Source organism: Pseudomonas reidholzensis, assembly GCF_900536025.1.
GTDB classification, from domain to species: domain Bacteria; phylum Pseudomonadota; class Gammaproteobacteria; order Pseudomonadales; family Pseudomonadaceae; genus Aquipseudomonas; species Aquipseudomonas reidholzensis.
The window spans coordinates 26,069-49,969 of the sequence record NZ_UNOZ01000022.1 but is presented as its reverse complement, the minus strand read 5'-3'; the positions used below and the strand labels follow the sequence as shown (position 1 = coordinate 49,969).

The following is a 23,901-nucleotide window of genomic DNA, read 5'->3' as shown; positions in this document are numbered from 1 at the left end:
TGCAGGTGTCCCTCAGGCGAATCGGTTTACGGCAGGTCGCGCAGCACGGCTTCCAGCGTTTCGATGAAAAGATCGGCATGTTCCCGCTGGAAGATCAGCTGCGGGCGCACCTTGAGGATGTTCTCCATGGGGCCTGCAGAACTGATCAGCACACCTCGATCACGCAGGCCGTTGACGACCTGTCGAGTGGCTTCAGCGGCGGGCGCTTTGCTGGCGCGGTCCGTCACCAGTTCCACGCCAATGAACAGGCCGCTGCCGCGCACATCGCCGATCACTGGGTAGCGCAGGGCGAGCTCTTCGATGCCGGCCTTGAGGTAGGCACCGACGGTTGCGCAGTTGTGCAACAGCCCTTGGGTCTCGATGACTTCCAGGACTGCATTGCCAGCAGCGCAAGACACCGGGTTGCCGCCAAAGGTGTTGAAGTAGCGCGCTGTGCGGCCGAATGCTTCGACAACCTGGGAGCGCATGACCGCCGCCGCAATCGGTTGACCATTGCCCATGGGTTTGCCCAGGGTGACGATGTCGGGCTTGACCCCATGGCGCTGGAAGCCCCACAGATGCGAGCCGGTCCTGCCGAAGCCCGACTGGACTTCGTCGGCGATGTACAACAGCCCTTCGGCTTGGGCCAGCTCGACCGCCTCTTTGGCAAAGCCGGCAGGGTCGGACAGCACGCCGTCGCTGGCAAAGATCCCGTCGAACAACAGCGCCGCGGGTTTGATCCCGGCACTGCGCAGGTCCTCGATGGCCTTGCGCACGTCTTCGGCGAAGATCCGCGAGACGTTTTCGGCGCCCAGGCGGTAGGCATCCGGCGCGCGTACGGTGCGCACGCAATGGCCGACCGGCACGCCGGAACCCAGCGAGGGTGATGCCGCAGCGACCTGTTCGGTGATGCCGTGGTAGGCGAGCTGGGTGACGATGACCCCGGTGCCCCCTGTGTACTGCCGGGCGATCCGCAGCGCCAGATCGTTCGCTTCGCTGCCGGTGCAGGTGAACATCACGTGATTGAGCTCGGCGGGGAAGGTCGCCAGGAGCTTTTCGGCGTAGTCCAGAATCCCCTCGTGGATGTAACGCGTATGGGTGTTGAGCACCTGTGCCTGTTCACAGATCGCCTTCACCACATGAGGGTTGCAATGGCCCACCGAGGCGACGTTGTTGTAGGCATCCAGGTAGCGTTTACCTTCGGCGTCATACAGCCAGACACCTTCGCCTCTGACGATATGCAGAGGGCGCTCGTAGAACAGTCGGTAGGCTGGGCCAAGTGCGCGTTCGCGACGTGCTACCAGTTCACGTTCTGTCGCCGGCAGGCGCTCGGCGTCCGCGGCAGTGAAGCCGTTTACCATGGTCATTGCTGCACCTCCCGCGCGCAGATCTGGCGAATAGTCTGTTGTGCCGACTCACGTGACACCTGGATGAACCTGCGCAGCGCGCTCCACGCCAGCGGCGCGTTGCGCAGGATGTACGCCCGGTTTTCGGGGTACATCGAGGCGCGCCAATTGGTAATGACGACGGTCATGACCAGGCGTGCGGCGATCAGGTCGAAGAGTATTTCCTGCTCGAGGTCTTCCAGCGGGCAGACCCTGTCATAGGCCTCGATGAAGGCGAACGCCTGTTCCAGCGGATCGCCTTGCTCGCCCAGCTGATAGGACGCTGCCACCGCCAGGTCATTGATCAGCGGCGCGTGGACCATGTCGCCGAAGTCGAGGATGTTGCGAATGACATCAGGGTCGTGGTCATCGACGATCACGTTGTGGAAGTTCAGGTCGTTGTGGATGACCTGAGCCCGCAGGCGCTTGAGATGGGGCAGGGCGTGCTGCTCGAAATTATCGAGAAAATGCTGTGCAAGCTGGCGGTCCTCGGCGCGTTCGATGTGTTCGACCAGCCCCTTCAGGCGCGACGAGTGCTTGATGTCCCAGAGCAGTTCATGGCCGGCGGCGGGGTGGAAGAAACCGCGCAAGGCCAGCCCCAGGCGGGCCAGGTGCTCGCCCAGACCCTGGCGCAATACTCGGCTCGGTTGCTCGACCTTGTTCAGGGGCGTGCCAACCACGAACGAGAACAGGCGGATCAGAACGGTCTGGCCATTCAGCTCCACGAACACCTGATACAGGCCATTGCTGCTTGGATGGATACGCTGCACCGGTAGCTGCGGATCAGTGTGCTGGATGTGCAGCAGGGCCTTGTTCTGGAAGTCGGTGACGTTCGGATCCTCTGCCGGGTTGGAAATTTTCAGCAGAAACTGACGGCCGTCGTCGCAGTGCAGGTGGAAGTTGAGGTCTCGTTCGCCGGCCAGCAGTTTTGCGCGGGCACTCAGGCCAAAATGCAGCTTGGCGATCGCGCAGGCCTGCTCGTTGCTGGCTTGGGCGCTGGCGGCGGTGAGGACATGATCCAATGCTGGTTTTGTTTGAATCGTCACTGATCAATCACTCTATCGGTTGCATCGAAAGCGGGTGAGGTACCCGTCAACATGCGGCTGACGATAGGGCAGTATGGCTATACCGTGTATAGCCAGAATTGATCAGGTTATAAGTCCACTTTGGCCTGGGTATCTCCAAGGTGGGTGGCGAATCAGAGCAGACAGCCTGCGTCTGCTGGATATAAGCTGTTTCTCCATCCTTGGCCGCGGCTTGAGTCCACTTCATGCGCTCGCTTCTGCACGACCTGCTTGTCAGCCAGCTTCAGCGTTCCGCCGAGATGACCCTGCAACGCCAGCTGTACCGCATCATCCAGGCGTCGGTGCTAGAGGGCCACTTGCCGGTCGACTACAAGATGCCGTCCACCCGGGCACTGGCCGATCAACTGCAGATCTCCCGTATTACTGTCTCCCTCGCGTATGAGCGGTTGACGGATGAGGGCTATCTGTACGCGCGGCCTGGCAGTGGCACCTACGTTGCCGACACGCTCCCTCAGGCCTATGCGCAACCCACCACGGTGCAGGCGCCCGAAGCGGTGGAGGCGCTGCTTTCGCAACGTGGCATGGCGATTACCGCAAGGGTCACGGGCCTGGCGAAAGCCGGTGGGGCGTTCGTGCCTGGCGTGGCTGACGCTGATCTGTTCCCGTTTCATATCTGGAAGCGACTGCAGAACCGCTACTTCAAGAAGAGCCAGGGCGAGCTCACCGGGTATGTCGAACACGGTGGCTACAGGCCGTTGCGCGAGGCACTGGCGTCGTACCTGTATGCCTCCCGTGCGGTCAAATGCAGCCCCGAGCAAGTGATCATCACCATGGGCACTCATCAATCGCTGGACCTGATCGCCAAGCTGTTAAGCGACCCCGGCGACACCGTCAGGGTCGAGTCGCCGTGTCACTGGGGGGCGCCGGTGGTGCTCTCGGCCGCCGGCCTGAACGTGCTACCGATGGGCGTCGACGCCGAAGGGGCCTGTTTGCCGGTCATTGAAAAAGGCGATAACCCACGGTTGGTATTCGTCACACCGTCCCACCAATACCCTACCGGCAATATCATGACGCTCCAGCGTCGACGGGAATGGCTGGCGTTTGCCGAGGCGCACAACTTCTGGATCCTGGAAGACGACTACGACAGTGAGTTTCGCTATGACATCGAACCCATTCCGTCACTCCAGGGGTTGGATTCACGGCAGCGTGTGATCTACATGGGGACGTTCAGCAAGGTGACGTTTCCAGGTTTGCGGCTGAGTTACCTGGTTGTCCCCGAGCCGCTCGCGGATGCTTTCAGCAAGGGCATGACCCAGCTCTACCGCCCCGGCTTGTTGCCCATCCAGGCGGCGATGGCCGACTTCATTCAAGAGGGGCATTTTGCCAGCCACATCAGAAAGATGCGTGCGGTCTACGGCGAGCGCAGGAGCCTGCTGCAGGCCTGCCTGCGCGAGCAGTTCGGGGAGCTCATAGCGTTTTCGTCGGGGGCGGCCGGCATTCACCTGGCGGTGAACATCAGCCCGGTGGGAGCGGCACAGAAGATGATCGAGCAGGCCGCGAACTTCGCGCTGACCCTACGCGGTTCGTACCACATCGACCCAGGCGTCCACGATGGGTTGCTGGTACTGGGCTATGGCGGCGTCAAGGTCGAGGAGATACCGGCTGCGGTCAGGCGGCTGCGACAGCTGTATGACGCTGTCACTGCCTAGGGGATCGTCGGCGATGGTCCTGGAATAGAGCTATAAGAAAAATTAATTGCTCTGATGGTGGATTAGTAGAATTGATGAGCGCGGGCGCCCACTGAGGCAGCGCTGTGGATAGACTGCAGGCCTGTCTCGCCTATCCGGAGCGCTCATGAAACTGGTTAAAAGTATTCGCCTGAAAGTTCTGCCTGAACACTATGCGATATCCCGCCTCGACGGTGATCAAGCCCTGCCAGCCTGGGCGGACGGTGAGGGCTTCGTGAGCATCGCCCGTTCGCCAGATGAGCTGTCGATAGTCTGCCATCAACGTCGTGTGCCAGAAGGCATCAAGATAGATCGAGACTGGCGCTGCATTCAGTTCGTTGGGCCGTTTGCATTCGACGAAATCGGCATTGTTCTGTCGGTGGTACGGCCGTTGACCGAGGCAGGCTTTGGGGTGTTCGTGGTTTCAACCTTTGATGGCGATTTCTTGCTGCTCAAGGCGGACCAGTTCACCGAGGGGCTGGAGACCCTGCGGGAGGCGGGGCATCAGGTCGAGCCCTGATCGCGCGACGCTGGACATCCACGGCGGCAGCTACATCCGCTAAAAGAGGCGCTGCCGCGTGGGTCAGGCATTAGGCTGAATGGACCTCGCGCGCAGCCTCCCGGCGCGCGACAAAATCGCTGATATTGTCTACCGCACTGTCCATCAACTGCTGCATGGCGTCTTCACTGCTCCAGGCGATATGCGGGTTGAGCAGGAAGTCGTCGCGGTCGATCAGGGCGAACAGCGGGTTGCTCGGGTGCAGCGGCTCATGCTCGACCACATCCAGCGCCACCCCGCCCAGGCGATCGTGCAGCAGCGCATCGATCAGCGCCGCTTCATTGACCACGCCACCGCGCCCGGTATTCACCACCAGCGCATCCGGCTTCATCAACGCCAGTTGCGCCGCGTCGATCAGGTTGTAGGTCTCGGGCGTCAACGGGCAGTTGATCGACAGCACATCGCAGCGCTTCAGCAGCTCGGTCAATGGCCGGCAATCCTCGCCACGGCGTTTGCCTCCACGGTCTTCGAACAGCACCTGCATGCCGAACGCGCGCGCGAGGTGCGCCAGGCGCAGGGCGATCGGCCCGCTGCCGATGATCGCCAGTTGCTTGTCGCGCACATCGCGGATGCGGTGGTTGAAGTAGATGTTCTGATAGGCGGCCTCGCCGGCATGCACCTGGCGCATCAGCCGGGTGAACGCGGCGGGGCGACGGAACAGCTCGAGGATCATCGCCAGGCTGTGCTCGGCCACGGTGTTGGCGGCGTAGCCCGGCACGCTGGACACCTCGATGCCGTGGGCTTCGCAGTACTCGACGTCGACGATATCGCGGCCGGTCAGGGCCAGCGAGATCATCTTCAGTTTCGGCAACTGGCGCAGGTGCTCTTCGCGCAGTGGCACGCTGCACGTCAGCGCCACCGTGGCGTCCTGCAAGTGCTCGAGCACTTGCTCCGGGTGGGTATAGGCGAACTGCTGCCAGCGGTGCGGGCAGTCCGGACGCTTCAGGCGGGTCGAGGGGGCCAGGCCCTCGTCGTCGAGAAAGACGATCTGTTCGGTCACGATCAAATCCTTATTTCTTCTGTGCCGGCACGTAGCCGGCCGGGGCCATGGCAACCAGCTGGCGGGTCACGAAACCGGCGTCCTGGTCGTGGTCTTCGAGGGTTTCCTTGCGCACCAGGGCATCGCGCACCAGGTGCGCGCCGAAGAAGCGCAACGGCTCGGGTGGCAGCAGCTTCATCTTCTGCTCGACCAGGCCGCAGTTGGCCCATTCGTCGTTGGCGTGGGTCGCCAGCGACTTGATGATGCGGCTGGCGAACACCGTGGTCGCCACGCCGTTGCCGGAAAAGCCGATGCCATAGCTGACGGTCTGGTGTCGGTCGAGGTAGCCGAAGTTCGGCAGGCCCTTCATGGCGCGGTCGATCGGCCCGGTCCAGCTGCTGACCACGGGCACGTCCGCCAGTTGCGGGTACAGGCGGCGCAGCTCGGCGGCGACCTTGTCGGCCGCCGGCGAAGGTTTTTCATACAAGTTGCCGATGCGCCCGGCGTAGGCGAACTGGCCCAGCGGCTTGCCGAACACCACGCGGCCATCGGGGGTGTTGCGCCAGTAGTTGAGCACGGTGCGCGAGTCGGTCATGCATTCGCCACCGCTGAAGCCGATGGCGTCGAGCTTGGCCTTGACGGGCGCCGTGGCGACCATGTCGCTGGACATGATCGCGATCATCCGGCGCAGTTCTGGGAACTGCGCGCCCCACGCGTTGAGTGCCAGCACCACGTGAGCGGCCTTCACCTGGCCTGTGGCCGTGTGCACCACCGGGTGCTTGCCGCGTTGCAGGTGGGTGAACGGCGATTTTTCGAAGATCTGCACGCCCAGCGTGAGGGCGACCCGGCGCAGGCCACGGGCGAGCATGGCCGGCTGTACGGTGGCGGCGTTGGGGTCGAAGATGCCGCCGAGCACCAGCGGCGAGCCGACGCGGCCGCGAATCGTCTGGCGGTCGAGTTCCTGGAACGGGTTGACGTCGAGCTTCTGCAGGCCCTCGGTGAGTACGCGCCAGGAGTTCATCTGCCGCGGGTTGGTGGCGGTCCACAGCCAGCCGTCCTTGCGGTACTGGGCGTCGATGCCATGTTCGGCGCAGAAGCTGCCGATCTCGTCGATCGCCGACTCGGCGGCCTCGCAGATGCGCCGCGCCTCGACATCACCGCAGATGGTCCGCAGCGACAGGTACTTGCCCCACCAGTTGGTGGCGACGCCGCCGTTGCGGCCGCTGGCGCCGGAGCCGCAGCGGTCGCGCTCGACGATGACGATGCGTTTCTCGGGGTGCGCCTGCTTCAGGCGGATGGCCGACCACAGGCCGAGAAAACCACCGCCGACGATGCACACATCGGCTTGAATCGATTCCTGCAGGGCAGGGGCCAGATCGCTGTCCAGGTCTAACGCCTGGGCATACCAGAATCCACGGTACATAGGGGTGCCTTCGAGCCAGTGTTGTCTTGTGCTGAAATGATGCGCAGCGGTGGACGTTGCGCACTATGACGCGGGGGACAATTGATAGAACAACGCTGCTGATGTCCCCCCTTGATAGCCGTGCAGCGGCGATCAGCCAGGTTCGACCACCCGCGGCGGCTCCTGGATCACCACGGAGACCGGCGCCAACTCTGCGTTCGTTCGTAGGGCGCGCAACAGGCTGTAGCTCGTCACGCCCATGTAGATCGCAATCGGCAGCCCCACCACGATGCTCGCCATCTGGATCGCCAACAGCCCGCCGGCAATGATCAGGCTCGCCGCAATCGCCCCCTCCAGCACGCACCAGAGCACCCTCAGCCAGTTCGGCGGGTTGATGCTGCCCACCCCGTTGAGCATGCACAACACCTGGGTACCGGCATCGGCCGCCGTCACGAAGTGCACCGCCAGGAGCAGGCAGACGATGATGCTGAGGATGCCGCCCAAGGTCTTGCCGTCCAGGCGCTCGAGCAGGGTGAACATCGCCGTGGTGGTTTCATTGCGCGTGGCTTCGAGGATCGGCCCACCGGTAAACGGCCCCGCTGCAGCCTGCTCGGCCACTGGCAGGTTGGTGTAGGCCTTGCGGGTGTCCTGCTCATCCTTCAGCGCCGTACCACCAAACACCGCCATCCACAGGATGGTGACCAGGGTCGGCACTACCAGCGCCCCGACGACCAGCTCACGGATGGTCCGCCCGCGGGAGATCCGCGCGATGAACAACCCCACGAACGGCCCCCAGGTCATCCACCACGGCAGGTAGAAGGCGGTCCAGCTGTTCTGCCAACCGCTGTCGTGCTGGGTGTCGGTCCACAAACTCAGGCCGACGATGTTCTGCAGGTAATCGCCGGTCGATTCGAACAGCAGGTTCATGATGTAGTGGGTCGGGCCCAGGGCCAGCACCACCAGCATCAGCCCCAGCGAGATGAACATGTTCACGGTCGACAGGCGTTTCATGCCGCGCGACACGCCGGCGATCAGTGAGATCGAGGCAATCACCGTCACCACGGCAATGATCCCCAGCTTGAACGACAGGCTCACCGGTACGCCGAACACCTGGTTCAGGCCGGTGTTGATCTGTTCGACGCCCATGCCCAGCGACTGCGAAACGCCGAACGCGGTCACGGCGGCGCCAATGATGTCGACGGTGTGGCCGATCGGGCCATAGATGCGCTTGCCGATCAGCGGGTAGAGCACCGAGCGCAAGGCCAGCGGCAGGCCTTCGCGGTAGGCGAAATACGCCAGGCCCAGGCCGATGATGGTGAAAATTGCCCACGGGTGCAGGCCCCAGTGGAACAAGGTGATGCGCATCGCCATCGAGGCGGCCTCATCGCTGAGGCCAGGGCTGAACGGGTTGCTGGCGTAATGCAGCACGGGTTCTGCGACCGACCAGAAGATCAGCCCAACGCCCATGCCGGCACTGAACAGCATGGAGATCCAGGCCGCGAAGCTGAATTCGGGCTTCTCGTCCGGGCGGCCGAGCTTGAGGGTGCCGTGACGACTGCAGGCGATCACGATGAGCACCATCAGCACCCCGCTGACCAGGGCGATATAAAATCATTTGAGGTTGTTGAGAATGGCGTCGGAAGCGTTCTTGAACACCCCGGCGGCCTGGTCGCCCTGCGAGGCGCAGAGGGCCACGAAGGCAATGACTATGAGCAGCGACCCGACGGTCACCACGGGGCTCAGGCCCTTGAACAGGCCAGTTTTGGCACGCATCGGCTATTTCCTTTTTATTGTTTGCAAGGCCGGACGGTGGAAGTCGGAAAAGGCGCCCGCAGGCGCCTGGTCAGAGATCGATCACCAGATCTGAAGTCGGGCGGCTGCAGCACAGCAAGCGCAGGCCCTTGTCGATTTCGCGCTGGCGGATGCCGCCGTTGTGGTTCATCTCCACACTGCCTTCGAGCACTGCGGTCTTGCAGGTGCCACAGACACCCTGGCTGCACGAAGAGGGGACGACCGCGCCGGCCTTTTTCGCCGCGCTGAGCACGGTCTGGTCGGCGCTCATGGTGAAGGTCTTGCCCGAGCGCGCCAGGCGCACGCTGAAGGTGTCCTGGAGCTGGCCGGGTGCGGCGCACGGCGGCGCTTCGACCTCGGCTTCGGCAGTGATGTCGAAGCTTTCCTGGTGGTAGCGGGCCAGGTCGAAACCGGCGTTGCCCAGCAGTGCCTTGGCCGCGTCCATGTAGCCTTTCGGGCCACAGGTGAACACCGAGCGCTCCATGAAGTCGGGGATGCGTTGCTGGAGCTGCTCGAGCGACAGGCGTCCTATCGGCCCGGTCCAGTCCGGTTCGTCGCCCAGGCCTTCACAGAAGAACAGCGTGCGCAGGCGCGGCATGCTGCGCTCAAGGCGCGCCAGTTCTTCGCGGAAGATGATATCGGTCGGGGTGCGTGCGCTGTGCACGAAGACGATGTCCAGGTCCGCATGCAGGTCGGCGGCGGCGCGGGTCATCGACATCAACGGGGTGATCCCGGAACCGGCGGAGAGGTACAGCAGCTTGCGCGCCGGGCCGGCGACCGGGGTGAAGACCCCGGCTGGCCCCGACGCGGCCATGCCATCGCCGGCCTTGAGATTGTCGTGCAGCCAGTTGGAGACCGCGCCGCCCGGCACCCGCTTGACCGTGATCGAGAAGGTGAACGGCCGGGTCGGGGTCGAGGACAGGGTGTAGCAGCGCGACACGCTTTGGCCGTCGATCAGCGGCGACACGGTGAGGAACTGCCCAGGCTCGTACGCCAGGGCAGGGTAGTCCGGGCACTGGAAGGTAAACGTCTTCACGTCGTGGGTTTGCGCCACGACACTCAGGCATTCGATGCGCTTGCGCGCGCCGCTGGCCCACTGGGCGCCGTGGGCGGCCCAGTGATCGCTGTCGGCAAAACGCTGGTCGGCGCGCAGGTGGGCGATGTTCTCGAATTGGCTCATCGCGGTCATACCCCGTGGGCTTCGAGGCGCGCGCTGTACCAGCGCAGAAACTGCTCGACGTAGGGTTCGGTGAACTCGGAGTAGGGGCCGGGAATGTAGCCTGGGTCCTGGGTGCCGCTGTGGGTGATGGCGACCAGGTCGGCGTCCTGGCGGGTGGTCGCCACCCAGACCTCGGTCAGGCGTTGCAGGTCGTAGTCGACCCCTTCCACGGCGTCCTTGTGCACCAGCCATTTGGTCCGTACCAGGGTGCGGTCTGGTGCCAGCGGGATGATCCAGCTGATCATGGCGTGGTCACTCATCACGTGGGTCCAGGCATTGTTGCCCCACAGGTGCGTGTCGCCCAGGTCCTTGCGGGTCAGGTTGCCGAGCAGCCTGGTGCAGGCCACTTTGGTGTCCAGGGTCTGCGACTCGCCGCTGCCGGCGATGATCATGCGCTGGGTGCGGAACTGGGTAGCGGCGTGGTCATCGAGGTGCTCCACCGTTTCATACAGGTGTCCCTCGCTGGCCCAATTGGCCTCGATTCCGGCCTTGCGGGTCTGGTAGGCATCATACGAAGCGATCTGCTCTTCGCTCATCTCTTCGAAGCTGACGCCGAGGTCTTCGGATTGATAGGACACCAACAGTTCCGGGTGCGTGCCGTGGCAGTGATAGCACTCGCGGTTGTTTTCCATGACCAGTTTCCAATTGCCGTTTTCGATATAGTCGAGTTCGTAGGCAATCTTTGTATTCGTCAGGTCATACGGCGCAAAGCGTGCGCCCATGATGTCTTCTTGAACAGCGATGTCATCCGGTGGGTTATCGCTGAGGCAAACAAATACATGCGTGCCGATAACTTTGCAGTGTACCGGTATCAGGCTGCGGCACTTCGGGTCGAACTGCTTGCCCATGTGCGCGGCGTGCTTGAGGCTGCCGTCGAGGTCGTAGGTCCATTGGTGGTAAGGGCAGACCAGCATGCCCACGGTGGACTTGCCGGGCGGCTTGAGGCGGGCGCCGCGGTGGCGGCAGACGTTGCGGTAGGCGCGCACCTGCTGGTCGTCGTCGCGCACGATGAGGATCGACGATTTGCCGATATCGGTCGCGAATACATCACCCGGTTCTTCGACGTCGGCCGTCACTGCAACAACGATCCAGTGTTGGCTGAAAAAGATATCGAGGTCAGTGTCGAATATATCCTGACGGCTGAATACTTCACCCGGCAGGCCAAAGCCCGGTTGCCGCGAAGCTAAAACTTCGCGATGAGTTTTAATAGGCGCGCTCGTCATGGTAGTCCTCAGGCACTCTTATTCTAAGTATGGTTACTGCATGTGCGAGGATTATCTGAGTGGCTAAAATACCCGTCAATGCGCCTATTTTTACTTCAGGCATTACTTCAAGTTATGCGTATACCTGCACTCAATCGTTCAATGGCGCACGGTCCTGCAGCCAGCGAATAACCGCCCAGTCTTCTGCGCTCGCGCTGCGGCCGTCGGGGATCACCACGTAGTACGCCTCTGCAGGTCGCACGACGAAGGGCTGCAGGCGCACCAGTTCGCCGGTGCCGAGCAGGTGCTCGACCACGCGGCCCCAGCCCAGGCCGATGCCATGGCCATGCAGCGCCGCGTGCACGGCATTGGCGTGCAGGTTGCAACGCAGGCTGAACTGCAGCTTTTGCGTACGCAGCCCCAGTGCCTTGAACCAGCCTTGCCAATTCATCCAGCCCTCCGAGGTGGAGTCGGCTTCCAGCAGGCTGGCCGCGGCCAGTTCCTCGAGGGTGCGCGGCGCTGGGTTGCGGGCCAGCCAAGCGGGTGAGCAGACGGGAAACAGCGCTTCGTCAAACAGCAGGATCGCCTCGCCGTCTGCCCATTGGCCATTGCCATAGCGCACCACCAGGTCGGTTTCCTGGGTGCGCAGGTCGCCGGTGAACATCTGTGTGGCCAGGCGCAGCTTGAGGTCGGGCACGGCCTCACGCAGGGCTTGCAGGCGCGGCATGATCTGGAACTGGGAGAACGAGGCGGTGGCGCCGAGGGTGATTTCCTTGCGGCCGCCTTGCTGATTGAGGTCGTCGAACACGGTGGCGATTTTCTGCAGGGATTCGGAGATGACCGCGAACAGCGCCTGCCCCTCGTAGGTCAGGTCGATGCTGCGGTGCAGGCGGTGGAACAGCTGCGCACCGACGTTTTCTTCCAGCGCCTTGATCTGTTTGCTGACGGCGGCCTGGGTCACCCCGAGCTCCTTGGCGGCCAGGGTAAAGCTGCTCAAGCGAGCAACGGCTTCGAACTGGAGGAGGGCGGTCATCGACGGGATTATGCGCCGGTAGCCCTTTTGCTGGCCGCCAGTGTCGTGGGTTTTCATTGTTGTTTTCTCAGGGCTTGCACGGCCGAACGACTGTCCGACAAGGGGGACGGCATGCTCCCTCAGGGCCCGCATCCGTGCAAGGCCCTGGGCGAGCAGGCATCGCCCGTGACAGGGCCGTCAAGCCAACTGATAGGTCGTCTTGACCCGCGTGAAGAACTGCCGCGCGTGGGTCCCTTGCTCGCGGGAGCCAAGGCTCGATGCACCATTGCCGCCAAACGGCACGTGATAATCCACCCCGGCGGTCGGCAGGTTGACCATCACCATGCCGGCCGAACTGTTGCGCTTGAAGTGCTCGGCACTGCGCAGCGAGGTGGTGACGATCCCGGCGGACAAACCAAACGCGGTATCTTCGGCCGCCGCGAACGCCTCGTCGTAGTCGCGCACCTTGAGCACGCTCAGCACCGGCCCGAAGATCTCTTCGCGGTAGATGCGCATGTCCGGGGTCACCTCGCTGAACAGCGCAGGGGTGAACAGAAATGCACCCGCCGGGTTGTCGATGCGCTCGCCGCCACAGACCAACCGCGCGCCTTGCTCGACACCACTGGCGACATACGCCAGGTTCTGTTCCAGCTGACGCGCGTCGACTACTGGGCCGATATCGGTCGAAGGTTGCTGCGCATCGCCCACCTGCAACGCACGGGTGCGTTCGGCGAGGCGCGCGACGAAGGCATCGTGAATACCCTCGGTGACGATCACCCGCGAGCTGGCCGTGCAGCGCTGCCCGGTGCTGTAGAACGAACCGTTGAGCGCCACCTCGACGGCCTGTTCGAGGTCGGCGTCATCCAGCACGATCAGCGGGTTCTTGCCGCCCATCTCCAGCTGGACCTTCTTCATGCCTTCCGCAGCCAAGCGGGCGATCTGGCGGCCGGTCTGCTCGGAGCCGGTGAAGCTGATGCCATCGACATGAGGCGAGCGAATCAGCGTGTCGCCGACACTGCGGCCCGGGCCGATCAGCAGGTTGAACACGCCGGCCGGCAGCCCCGCCCGGGAAATGATCTCCGCCAGTGCCCAGGCGGACGATGGCACCAGCTCGGCCGGCTTGAACACCACGCAGTTACCGAAACACAGCGCCGGTGCGATCTTCCAGGCCGGGATGGCGATCGGGAAGTTCCACGGCGCGATGATGCCGATGACCCCGAGCGGTTGGGTAAACACGTCGATACCGACGTCCTGGCGGACCGACGGGTACTTCTCGCCTTCGGCGCGCAGCGCCTCCTGGGCGTAGAACTTGAACGAGCGCCCGGCGCGCTCCACTTCGCCCAGCGCCTCACGGACGATCTTGCCCTCCTCGCGGGCGAGCAGCACGGCCAGCTCATCGCGACGCGCGAGGATCTCGCTGCCGATGAAGTCCAGCGCGTCGGCGCGCTGCTGCGGGTTGCTCCGCGCCCAGCCTGGCTGCGCGCGGCGGGCCGCGGCGATGGCCTGTTCGGTGAGTGCCTGGTCGGCACGTGCGAAGCGCTCGATGAGGTCGTCGGGGTTGGACGGGTTGCGGTTGTCCAGCAGGTCGCTGGCGTCGACGGTGGAAACGAAGGCGCCATCGACGTAGCTGCTCTTGGTCACGGGGTTCATGCGCTACCAATCCTTTATGGGTGGGTCTGCCGGGCATGATGCTCAGCGGCGCCCCGTGCCCGCTATCACGGACGTGACAATTGATAGGACGACCGGGCATGGCGCTCAGCGTATTGCCCCGCGTTCAACGCGCTGATTTGACGCCAGTTGCGCTTCATACATTTGTACAAAACGATCGTCTCCAGCGCGGATTTTGACGATGTTCAATGCCTTGTGACGTGCATAACCTTCAGGCAGGGCAGTGTCGATCACTAAAAACAAGAGGAGACAATCAATGCCTATTCAGTCGGAGCACGATCCGCGCTTGAAGCGTGCGCTCAAGACGCGACACATCAGTATGCTGGCACTTGGCGGCGTCATCGGTGCGGGGCTTTTTGTAGGCTCCAGTGCCGTTATCGCTTCAACCGGGCCTGGCGCTTTCATCACTTACGCAATCACCGGCCTTATCGTTGCCTTGGTCATGCGGATGCTCGGCGAAATGGCCGCGGCGCACCCGGCCAAAGGCTCGTTCGTCGATTATGCGCGGATGGCCTTCGGCCGCCCGGCAGGCTACATGACCGGTTGGCTCTATTGGTATTTCTGGGTCATCGTGGTGGGCTTCGAGGCCGTGGTCGGCGGGCAGATCATCAATGGCTGGTTTCCCGACCTGCCGGTCTGGGTCATCGCCTTGGGATTGATGGTCGGCATGACCTTGCTCAACCTGATGTCGGTGCACTCTTTCGGCGAAGCCGAGTACTGGTTCGCCGGTATCAAGGTGGCCGCCATCGTGGTCTTCCTGGTGGTCACGGGGGCCTATGTCTTCAACCTCTGGCCAGGCTCGAACGCTACGTTCAGCAACCTCACCGCGCATGGCGGCTTCCTGCCTCATGGGGTGTCCTCGCTGTTCACCGGGGTCGTGGTCGTCATCTTCTCCATGACCGGGGTGGAAGTCGCTACGCTCGCGGCAGCCGAGTCCGAAGACCCTTCGAGAAACATCCGCAAAGCGGTCAATACCGTCATGGTCCGCATTCTCGTGTTCTTCGTGCTGGCGACCTTCATCATCGTGGTGGCACAGCCATGGACAGAACTGGTGCCTGGCAAATCGCCCTTCGTGACGACCTTGGACCATATCGGCATTCCCGGTGCTGGCGACATGCTGACCGTGGTGATCCTGGTCGCGGTGCTGTCGGTGTTGAACGCTGGGTTGTACACCTCGTCGCGCCTGCTTTACGTGCTGGCGTCCAATGATGAGGCGCCACGCTGGATTGCCGCCGTGAGCAGTAAAGGCGTTCCGGTCCGCGGGGTGATCGCTTCGACGCTGGTGGGGTACGGCTGTGTGGTCATCGCAGCCGTATGGCCTGACACCGTGTTCCAGTTCCTCATCAACTCTTCCGGCACGGTGTTCCTGTTCGTCTACCTGATGATCTGCCTGTCGCAAATCAAGCTGCGCCGCAGGTGGGTGGCGGAGGGGTCGCTGAAGTTCGCCATGTGGGGCCATCCCTGGCTGCCGCTGCTGGTGACCGCTTCGATCATCGCCGTGTTGGTCAGCATGGCCTTCGACCCGACGATGCAGATCAGTCTTGTGCAATGCCTGCTGGCAATTGCCGCGATTGCCGCCTCCTACGCAGTGCTGCGGGTGTCCCGTGCCGGTCGACACGCCGAAGGGGTGAAGGCCGGGCCTGCCAGCAACACCTAGTCAACCAAGCCGTATCAGACACAACCCATGTTCAGGGTAGTCAATGGGAAGCCAACAGCATGTCAGCGAAATTTGAATTGACCCAGTTACCTAACAAGCCGCTCTGGTTCGAGCCCGGGCAGCTCCGGGAGCGCCTGGACGGAGCCGTGCAGGCCGATGTGGTGATCATTGGTGCAGGGTACACCGGGCTCTGGACGGCGTACTACTTGCTCAAAAGTGATCCGTCACTGCGCGTCGTGTTGCTTGAGAAGCACCAGGTCGGTTTCGGCGCCTCTGGGCGTAACGGGGGCTGGGCCTCGGCGATTTTTCCGATCTCCCTGTCGAGGGTCGCTGAGATGTACTCCCATCAAGCTGCCTTGAACCTGCAGGCTGCGATGAACCAGACGGTCGATGAGATCGGTCGGGTGCTGGCCCTGGAACACGTCGATGCGGACTTCGCCAAACAAGGCTTTCTTTCGCTGGCGCGCAGCGCGCCGCAGCTTGACCGTGTGAAGGCTGCGGTCGAGGCGTCGAAGCGATTCGGGCTGCCCGACCAGTGGCAGGCGCTGGAGGGTGCGCAGGCTCGCGACAGGCTGGGGGCTGAGGGTGCACTGGGAGCCCTGTATACCGAACATTGCGCGCTGATTCACCCCGGCAAGCTGGTTCGCGGGCTCGCTCAATTGGTCGAGCGCATGGGTGCAAAAATCTATGAGCATTCTGAGGTAACAGCCCATACGCCAGGCCATGTGCAAACAGCGCAGGGCGCGGTCCGCGCGGAGTATACGGTTCGCGCAACGGAGGCGTTCACCTCTCAGCAACCAGGCTATTCGCGATTTGTCATCCCGCTGTACTCGCTGGTCCTGGCCACTGAGCCGTTGCCGCGTGACCTGCTGGCCAAGCTCAACCTAGACCATCGCCTGGCCTTCAATGACATGCGTCACCTGCGTGTCTACGGGCAGGTCACCGCCGAAGGACGGTTGGTCTTTGGGGGGCGAGGAGCACCCTATCAATGGGGGTCGCGCATCTCCGAACAATCCGACCTCATGGACAGTACCCACCAGAAGATCCACGAAACCCTGCTCGAATTTTTCCCGGCCCTGGCAGATGCGCAAATCACTCATCGCTGGGGCGGCGCACTCGGCGTTTCCCGTGATTGGTGCCCCACCGTGAGCATGGACCGCAAGACCAGGTTCGCCTGGGCTGGCAACTACGTCGGTGACGGTGTAGCCACCAGCAACCTCGCGGGTCGTGTGCTGCGCAACCTGATCCTCGAACAGGACGAAGACATCAACGCTCTGCCGTTCGTCAATCACCACTCCCCGAACTGGGAGCCCGAGCCGCTGCGCTGGTTAGGGGTGAACGGAGGCCTGGCCGCGGCGTCGCTCAGCGATATGGAAGAACGCATCACCAAACGTCCCTCACGCACTGCGATGTTGCTTGAAAAGCTGACCGGTGCGCATTAACAGGAGTATCCCATGACCCGTTTCACCATTATCAAGGGCGCCTCGATCGAGTCGTTGCCACTGAACCCTGCGGGCCAACGTGCCGGCGCAGACAAAGGCGATCCGCAGATCGCTATCCAATCGCTGGCCCCCGAGGCGAGCGGCAACCTGGGGGTCTGGGAATGCCAGCCAGGTGGCTGGCCGGTGGTAAACCGGCCCGATACCGAGTTCACCTACATCATCTCGGGCCGTGCCGTGCTGACGGATGACGCTACCCAAGAGGCGGTGGAGGTGACGGGGGGTGACTTGATCATCTTGCCGCCCGGCTGGACCGGTCGCTGGGATGTGCTTGAAAAAGTCAGAAAGGTCTACGCGATCTACTGACCTGCGCCGCGTCCCTGACGGCGGCTTCGACGAGTCACCGTATCACTCATGATCGAGAACAATTCCATGACCCATAACATCGTAAACTGGATCTCCGGCGCCCCTGCAGAGACCACCAGCGGCCAGCAACTGCCCGTCTATAACCCTGCCACTGGCGTGGTCACCGGCCAGGTGCAATTGTCTGCGCAACGTGACGTGGACGCCGCAGTGGCCTCGGCCAAGGCGGCGTTTCCGGCCTGGAGCAACCTGTCGCCGCTGCGCCGTTCGCGTGTACTGAACACGTTCCTGGCGTTGCTCAACGAGCACCGCGATGACCTGGCCCGGATGATCACCGCCGAGCACGGCAAGGTCTTCACCGATGCCCAGGGCGAAGTGATGCGCGGCATCGAGATCGTCGAGTTCGCCTGCGGTGCGCCGCAGTTGCTGAAAACCGATTTCACCGACCAGGTCAGCACCAACATCGACAACTGGACCCTGCGCCAGCCGCTGGGTGTGGTCACCGGCATCACGCCGTTCAACTTCCCGGTAATGGTGCCCATGTGGATGTTCCCGGTAGCCCTGGCCACGGGTAACACCTTTGTCCTCAAGCCAAGCCCGCTGGACCCTAGCCCGAGCCTGTTCATCGCCGAACTGCTGAAGCAGGCCGGCCTGCCTGACGGGGTGTTCAACGTCGTGCAGGGCGACAAGGATGCGGTCAACGCGCTGATCGAGCACCCGGATGTTCAAGCGGTATCGTTTGTCGGCTCCACCCCGATCGCCAACCATATCTATGAGACTGGCGCGCGTCATGGCAAGCGCGTGCAGGCATTGGGCGGCGCCAAGAACCACCTGGTGGTGATGCCGGATGCCGATATCGACCAGGTAGTCGATGCATTGATCGGTGCGGCCTACGGCTCGGCCGGCGAGCGCTGCATGGCGATCAGCGTGGCGGTGTTCGTCGGTGATGATACCGCCGAAAAAGTCATGCCCAAGCTGATCCAGCGCACCCAGGAACTGAAGGTGCTCAACGGCACCAACCTGCAGGCCGAGATGGGTCCGATCGTCACCCGCGCCGCGCTGGAGCGCATCACCGGCTACATCGACCTGGGCGTTGAGGAAGGCGCCAAGCTGCTGGTCGATGGGCGTGGTTTCAATGGCCAGGCTGCCGGTGAGGAGTGCGGCGATGGTTTCTGGCTGGGCGGCACACTGTTCGACAACGTTACGCCAGACATGCGCATCTACAAGGAAGAGATCTTCGGCCCAGTGCTGGCTTGCTTGCGGGTGAAGGACTTCGCCGAGGCGGTGGAGCTGATCAACGCCCATCAATTTGGTAATGGCGTGAGCCTGTACACGCGTGACGGCCATGTCGCCCGCGAATTCGGCCGGCGCATCCAGGTGGGCATGGTCGGCATCAACGTGCCGATTCCGGTGCCTATGGCGTGGCATGGCTTCGGTGGGTGGAAGAAGAGCCTGTTCGGTGACATGCATGCGTATGGTGAAGAAGGCGTGCGCTTCTATACCAAGCAGAAGAGCATCATGCAGCGTTGGCCGCAAGGCACCGCCAAAGGTGCGGAATTCGCGATGCCGACCAGCCACTAAGGCGCTCGGCTAGCTGACACGAACGGCCCCGCCCACGCAGCGGGGCCGTTTGCGTTTACAGGCTGGCTTGAAGCAGGTTGATACTTTTACCAGCCTGGATGGCGATCCAGAAGCGAGCGATGCCGCTGGTGGTGGTGGGCTTGATGCCTGTCAATTGTTCCACCAGTTTTAGCCGGTAGACCAGCGTCTGGCGGTGCACACCCAGGTCCAGGGCTGTCGCTTTCCAGTTGCCGTCGTTTTCGAGAAAGGTCATCAGTGTCGGCAGCAGCGCAGCGCCCTGGGTGCGGTCATGCTCGATCAGCGGCCCCAGGTAACGGCCGACCAGGGCCCGGGCTTCGGCCAAGGATTTTGGCGCCATGATCAGGCCCGTCTCGGCTTCACCATAGCGCAGCATCGGGCTATCTATCTCCAAGGCCTGGGTCAAGGAGAGCCGCGCCTGCCGCACACTTTCACGAAAGCCCGCGGCCGTGACGATGGGGCCACTAATACCGATCTTGGTACCCGGGCCAAGGCTGCTGCAGAGGGCCTCGAAAAGCGCCGTGTCATCATCCGTGATTGCCAGCAACAGCCCCGCGTCAGCCAGTAACAGGGGCGCGGTACGCTGAAGGGAAGGCGCATGGTGCACGTCGTCCGCGTGCCAAGGGCCGCTCAGGTCAGGTTTGATCGCCAGGCTGACAAGCGTGCCTGTCAGCCCCCGCCGCGCCAGCATGGGCCGCACCAGAGAGGCGTCGGTCTCGAGCTCCAGCAGGCTGCGCAGCAGCGTTGCGCCTTCCTCCCGCTGCATGTCACGTTGGATCATCAGGCGTTCAAGCTCGACGCCAAGTAAACCCACCAGTGAACGCACGAGGATCGAATCTTCAACGGTCCGCTTCTTGCGGCGGCTCATCACCAGATTGGCACGCGTGCGGCCGCCGATAGGGATACTTTCCATGGCTTCGGACGTGTCATGGTTTATGGCCGTCGTCGCAACGATGGTGTCGCCGCTGACCGTATCCTCGATGGCCAGGTTCAAGTCCAGGGTGTTGCCCAGGACGGACAGACGGCCATCGAGATCTGGCACCTCGCGTAAAGCGTCAGCGTAGGTTTGAAAGAGGCGTTCGCTGGCGTTGAAGCGTTCACGCTGTGCCCGTAGAACACTTTCGATCACATGATGAGAAAGCTTCACGAACTCGAGCTCGAAACTGGCGTGAAGTAGCGGAAACAACAGCCGGTCGGCAGCGTCCAGCATCGCCTGCGACAGTGCAGGAGCATTGGCCTGAGGTGCCACCACCAACGCACTGGCATTGCTTTGCACGAGCCGCTCCAGCCACTCGACCTGACTGTCCCCATCGGCCGGCAGCCCCAAGCCTGTGGTCATGACCAGATCACCAGGCGACACCCAGCGCCAGGGATCTGGGAGATCGACAGTGTGCGCCCACGCGATGATTCGACCGGCACCGGCCAGACCAGCCGCAGCGTGCAATTTCAGTGATTCGATGGCGAGCAGGTCTTGCACGGTTAGCATGGCGTGTCTCTCATCCAACGTGAGCTGAGCGTATCAAAACAGACAGCCTGCATGATCGCAGAACAGGAGGGCTTTCAGTATTCGTCTGATGTTATGAACGTTGCCGAGTGTTTTCCTATGAACGCTCAATTGCTGATGGCGCCCCGGCGCCGCGAAACTGTGTCAAACAACACAGTGGAAGCACTCCCATGCGCCTGGCACCTTCTCGTTCTCTGACGCGTAGCTTTTGGCTTCAGAGCCTGCAGGAAAACCTCCAGCCGACCTTGCCCCTCGAGGGCGAGTACCGCGCTGACGTTGCCATCGTCGGCGGTGGTTTTGTCGGCCTGTGGACCGCGCTGACCCTCAAGGAACGCGACCCCGATATCAACGTCGTGATTCTCGAACAGGACATCTGCGGCGGTGGGGCGTCGGGCCGCAATGGCGGCTTCGTGATGTCCTGGTGGCCGAAGATCGGCTCGCTGATGGGCTTCTGCACCCAGGAGCAGGCGCTGTTTCTGGCCAACGCTGCCGAGCATGCGATCACCGAGCTGGGCGAGTTCTGCGAGCAGCATGGGATCGATGCTCATTATACCCGCAGCGGGTGGCTCTGGACCGCGACGACGCCGGCTCACATCGACAGTTGGAATGGCACGCTAGGTCTTTGCGAACGGCTTGGTGTGCGGCCCTTCGAGCGGCTGTCCCAAGCTGAGGTGGCAAAGGCCACAGGCTCTGATGTCCACCTCGCCGGCGTCTATGAACGCAGCAATGCCACCGTGCAGCCCGGCGCGCTGGTCCGGGGTATGCGGCACGTTGCAATCAACGCGGGGATTCGCATCTTCGAGCAGACACCGGTCAACAGCATCGAACCTGGCCCCGTCGTGCGGCTCAGCACAGACAAGGGTCATGTCAACGCCGCTGCGGTTGTGCTTGCCAGCAATGCGTGGGCGGCCGCGATCCCTGAGCTGGCGGGCCTGATCGTCCCGGTGAACAGCTCGATCGTGGTCACTGAGCCCATCCCGTCGAAGCTCGAGGCCATGGGTTGGACAGGCCAGCAGTCGATCACCGATTCGCAGTTGATGGTGGACTACTACCGCACCACCCGGGACGGCCGCATCGCGTTCGGCAAAGGGACGGGGGCCTTGGCCTTTGGGTCGAGGATAAACGACACGTTCAGTCATCACCCCGACAGCATCGCGCTGACCGAGCGCGATCTGCGTCGCACCTATCCGAACCTCGCCGCGACACAGATCACCAGCGCGTGGTCAGGGCCTATTGATCGCACGTACGACAGCCTGCCGGTGTTCGGCTCGTTGGCGGGCAGCGACAACATTCATTACGGGATTGGCTGGAGCGGCAATGGCGTCGGCCCCAGCCGGCTCGGCGGCCGGATTCTTGCCAGCCTTGCGCTTGGCAGCAAAGACCCGTGGAGCACCTGCCCACTGGTCGGTCGCCCCTGCAGGACGTTCCCCCCGGAGCCCTTCCGGTATGTGGGCGGCACCCTCGTCAGACACGCGGTAATCCGCAAGGAGCGTGCTGAGATGAGGGGCGCTCGACCTCGCGCCATTGACCGCCTGTTGGCTGGGCTTGCCCCAGCCGGACTCGAAGACAAAGCCTGACCCAATAGGAGCCAAGACCGTGACCCCGATCGTCAAACGCCTCACTGCCGACACTGAGTTTTCTCCCCAGACGCCGGTCGCCCAGCCCCTCGGCGATGTGATCTCGCAGACCCGCGTAGCCATCAGCCAGGTACTGGAAGATCCGCGTGTCTCGCTCGGCCTCTGGGAGTGCACGCCCGGTACCTGGCGCCGTCAGGTGCTGCAGGCCGAATACAGCTACTTCATCAGTGGCAAGGGACAGTTCACCCCTGACGAGGGTGAGCCAATCCACTTCCAGGGGGGTGACGCTGTCTACTTCGCGCCAGGCACGACCGGTGTCTGGAACATCGAGGAAACCGTGACCAAGCACTACTTCATCGTCGGCTGACTGGCCCTCGCACCTTCCATAAATTCAATAACAAAGGTTGCTCTATGAGCGTATTCGATATCATCGAAAATTCGCCCGTGTCCAAGTTTCACCGCAAGTTACTCCTTGCCTGCTGCGGTGGCCCGTTCCTGGACGGTTACATCCTCAGTCTGATTGGCATCGCCCTGATCGGCTTCGCCAATGATATTCCTGCCTCGCCGGTGGAAACCGGGCTCATTGGTGCAGCGTCGTTACTGGGTATCTTCTTCGGCGCAACCGTGTTCGGTGCGGTCACCGACCGGATTGGCCGCGAGACCATGTATGCTTTGGACTTGACGGTGCTGATCGTTGCGTGCGGCCTGAGTGCCTTCGTGACTGACGCCTGGCAACTGATCCTGCTGCGTTTTGTCATCGGCCTGGCGGTGGGTGCGGACTATCCGATCGCGACCTCGCTGCTCACCGAATTCACCCCCGCCAAGCGCCGTGGATTCATGATTGGTCTGTCGGGCCTCGCCTGGTCGGTGGGCGCGATGACGGCGTTCGTGGTGGGCTACCTGGTGGTCACCTTCAGCGGCGATCATTCGCTGTGGCGCTGGATGCTGTTCAGCGGCGCTGTCGTTGGCCTTATCGTGGTGATCATGCGCCGCGGGATCCCGGAATCGCCGCGCTGGTTGGCCAGCAAGGGCCGCGTGCAGGAAGCCGAAGAGGTCATTCGCAAAGTCTATGGCACCTCGGTAACGATTACCCAGCACGACATCGATCAGCTCAATGACGGTGGCCGTCCGCGTTCTTGGCGAGCCGACCTGAAGATGATCTCTTCGGGTGGCTACCTCAAGCGCACCATCATGTGCGGCGTACTCTACTTTGCCCAGATCACGCCGCAGTACGTGCTCTACACCTTCGGCGGGATGATCCTGGTGTCTGCCGGCATCAAGGGCGTCAACGCTTCCACGCTGGGTGAACTGCTCATCGCAGTCCTGTTTGCGATCGGTGTGATCCCCGCGTTGAAGCTGGTCGAGACCTGGGGGCGCCGGCCGATGGTGTTGGTGCCCTTTGCACTCATGGCCGTACCGCTGTTCGCACTGGGGCTGTGGGCCGATGCGCCACCCTGGTTCATCCTGGGTGCCTTCGCGTTCTATGCGTTCGTGTCGGGCGGGCCGAGCATTCTGGAGTGGATCTACCCCAACGAGCTGTTCCCCACTTCCGTTCGCGCCACAGCGGTCGGTGTGGCCGTTGGTTTCAGCCGTATCGGGGCTGCCACCGGTACCTACCTGACCCCCATCGGAATCGAGTCGATCGGCCTGCAGGCGACGCTGCTGATCGGGGCCGGGGTGACCTTGCTGGCGTTCTTTGTCTGCCTGGCCTGGGCGCCAGAAACCAAAGGTCGGTCGCTGCAGCAATCTGCCTCGCTGGGCCTGGCAACGTGAGGCCGGTTTTCAACGCTGCGTCCGACTCGACGATCGATGTA

Annotated in this window: 20 protein-coding genes; 9 read left to right on the top strand and 11 right to left on the bottom strand. The window is 62.8% G+C overall.

Going from position 1 to position 23,901, the window contains the following annotated elements:
* Positions 1–26: 26 nt before the first annotated feature.
* Positions 27–1,346: an aspartate aminotransferase family protein gene (locus tag CCOS865_RS15650; protein ID WP_119142399.1), complete on the bottom strand. Its 1,320-nt coding sequence runs from the start codon at positions 1,344–1,346 to the stop codon at positions 27–29.
* Positions 1,343–2,386 carry a phosphotransferase gene (locus CCOS865_RS15645; RefSeq protein ID WP_244216125.1) on the bottom strand — a complete coding sequence of 348 codons (1,044 nt, stop codon included), beginning with the start codon at positions 2,384–2,386 and terminating at the stop codon, positions 1,343–1,345. The genes CCOS865_RS15650 and CCOS865_RS15645 overlap by 4 nt, the downstream gene beginning before the upstream one ends.
* Positions 2,387–2,634: 248 nt before the next feature.
* Here CCOS865_RS15645 and pdxR point away from each other — a divergent pair, with 248 nt between their 5' ends.
* Together pdxR and CCOS865_RS15635 are read left to right on the top strand one after the other, a co-directional pair.
* The gene (gene pdxR, locus CCOS865_RS15640; RefSeq protein WP_119142395.1) at positions 2,635–4,098 is read left to right on the top strand and encodes a MocR-like pyridoxine biosynthesis transcription factor PdxR; all 1,464 of its coding nucleotides are present in this window, start codon (positions 2,635–2,637) and stop codon (positions 4,096–4,098) included.
* Between the two features lie 145 nt (positions 4,099–4,243).
* Entirely contained in the window at positions 4,244–4,636 is a 393-nt protein-coding gene (locus tag CCOS865_RS15635; RefSeq protein WP_119142393.1) for an ACT domain-containing protein, read from the top strand.
* A gap of 70 nt (positions 4,637–4,706) precedes the next feature.
* On the opposite strand, the gene CCOS865_RS15630 is transcribed toward CCOS865_RS15635, so the two are convergent.
* The 8 genes from CCOS865_RS15630 to CCOS865_RS15600 all read right to left on the bottom strand — a co-directional run bounded on the left by CCOS865_RS15630 (position 4,707) and on the right by CCOS865_RS15600 (position 13,930).
* Positions 4,707–5,675, bottom strand: a complete 969-nt coding sequence (locus CCOS865_RS15630; protein ID WP_119142391.1) for an NAD(P)-dependent oxidoreductase — start codon at positions 5,673–5,675, stop codon at positions 4,707–4,709.
* Between the two features lie 10 nt (positions 5,676–5,685).
* Positions 5,686–7,077, bottom strand: coding sequence for an NAD(P)/FAD-dependent oxidoreductase (locus CCOS865_RS15625; RefSeq protein ID WP_119142389.1), 1,392 nt, complete (start codon positions 7,075–7,077; stop codon positions 5,686–5,688).
* Between the two features lie 132 nt (positions 7,078–7,209).
* Positions 7,210–8,625, bottom strand: coding sequence for a BCCT family transporter (locus CCOS865_RS15620; RefSeq protein WP_415842609.1), 1,416 nt, complete (start codon positions 8,623–8,625; stop codon positions 7,210–7,212).
* A gap of 42 nt (positions 8,626–8,667) precedes the next feature.
* Complete coding sequence (locus CCOS865_RS28775; RefSeq protein WP_415842610.1) at positions 8,668–8,829, bottom strand: hypothetical protein; 162 nt, start codon at positions 8,827–8,829, stop codon at positions 8,668–8,670.
* A gap of 70 nt (positions 8,830–8,899) precedes the next feature.
* Positions 8,900–10,027 carry an FAD-binding oxidoreductase gene (locus tag CCOS865_RS15615; protein ID WP_119142642.1) on the bottom strand — a complete coding sequence of 376 codons (1,128 nt, stop codon included), beginning with the start codon at positions 10,025–10,027 and terminating at the stop codon, positions 8,900–8,902.
* A gap of 5 nt (positions 10,028–10,032) precedes the next feature.
* Positions 10,033–11,289 carry an aromatic ring-hydroxylating oxygenase subunit alpha gene (locus tag CCOS865_RS15610; protein ID WP_119142387.1) on the bottom strand — a complete coding sequence of 419 codons (1,257 nt, stop codon included), beginning with the start codon at positions 11,287–11,289 and terminating at the stop codon, positions 10,033–10,035.
* A 130-nt stretch (positions 11,290–11,419) separates the two neighbouring features.
* Entirely contained in the window at positions 11,420–12,358 is a 939-nt protein-coding gene (locus CCOS865_RS15605) for a LysR substrate-binding domain-containing protein (RefSeq protein WP_119142385.1), read from the bottom strand.
* A gap of 120 nt (positions 12,359–12,478) precedes the next feature.
* Positions 12,479–13,930, bottom strand: a complete 1,452-nt coding sequence (locus tag CCOS865_RS15600; protein ID WP_119142383.1) for an aldehyde dehydrogenase family protein — start codon at positions 13,928–13,930, stop codon at positions 12,479–12,481.
* Between the two features lie 274 nt (positions 13,931–14,204).
* Between CCOS865_RS15600 and CCOS865_RS15595 the strand changes: the two genes are divergently transcribed.
* The 4 genes from CCOS865_RS15595 to CCOS865_RS15580 all read left to right on the top strand — a co-directional run bounded on the left by CCOS865_RS15595 (position 14,205) and on the right by CCOS865_RS15580 (position 18,988).
* Positions 14,205–15,605, top strand: coding sequence for an amino acid permease (locus tag CCOS865_RS15595; protein ID WP_119142381.1), 1,401 nt, complete (start codon positions 14,205–14,207; stop codon positions 15,603–15,605).
* Between the two features lie 59 nt (positions 15,606–15,664).
* On the top strand, positions 15,665–17,047 hold the full coding sequence (locus tag CCOS865_RS15590) for an NAD(P)/FAD-dependent oxidoreductase (protein WP_119142379.1): 1,383 nt from the start codon (positions 15,665–15,667) through the stop codon (positions 17,045–17,047).
* A 12-nt stretch (positions 17,048–17,059) separates the two neighbouring features.
* Positions 17,060–17,410 carry a cupin domain-containing protein gene (locus CCOS865_RS15585; RefSeq protein WP_119142377.1) on the top strand — a complete coding sequence of 117 codons (351 nt, stop codon included), beginning with the start codon at positions 17,060–17,062 and terminating at the stop codon, positions 17,408–17,410.
* 66 nt (positions 17,411–17,476) lie between these two features.
* Positions 17,477–18,988, top strand: coding sequence for a CoA-acylating methylmalonate-semialdehyde dehydrogenase (locus CCOS865_RS15580; protein WP_119142640.1), 1,512 nt, complete (start codon positions 17,477–17,479; stop codon positions 18,986–18,988).
* Positions 18,989–19,043: 55 nt separating this feature from the next.
* Here CCOS865_RS15580 and CCOS865_RS15575 read toward each other — a convergent pair whose 3' ends face one another.
* The gene (locus CCOS865_RS15575) at positions 19,044–20,492 is read right to left on the bottom strand and encodes a PucR family transcriptional regulator (protein WP_119142375.1); all 1,449 of its coding nucleotides are present in this window, start codon (positions 20,490–20,492) and stop codon (positions 19,044–19,046) included.
* Positions 20,493–20,680: 188 nt separating this feature from the next.
* On the opposite strand from CCOS865_RS15575, the gene CCOS865_RS15570 reads away from it, so the two are divergent.
* The 3 genes from CCOS865_RS15570 to CCOS865_RS15560 are packed head-to-tail and all read left to right on the top strand — an operon-like array spanning position 20,681 to position 23,860.
* The gene (locus tag CCOS865_RS15570) at positions 20,681–22,087 is read left to right on the top strand and encodes an NAD(P)/FAD-dependent oxidoreductase (protein ID WP_119142373.1); all 1,407 of its coding nucleotides are present in this window, start codon (positions 20,681–20,683) and stop codon (positions 22,085–22,087) included.
* 19 nt (positions 22,088–22,106) lie between these two features.
* Positions 22,107–22,454 (top strand): cupin domain-containing protein, encoded by a 348-nt coding sequence (locus tag CCOS865_RS15565; protein ID WP_119142371.1) that lies wholly within the window; start codon positions 22,107–22,109, stop codon positions 22,452–22,454.
* A 44-nt stretch (positions 22,455–22,498) separates the two neighbouring features.
* Positions 22,499–23,860 carry an MFS transporter gene (locus CCOS865_RS15560; RefSeq protein WP_119142369.1) on the top strand — a complete coding sequence of 454 codons (1,362 nt, stop codon included), beginning with the start codon at positions 22,499–22,501 and terminating at the stop codon, positions 23,858–23,860.
* Positions 23,861–23,901 lie beyond the last annotated feature (41 nt).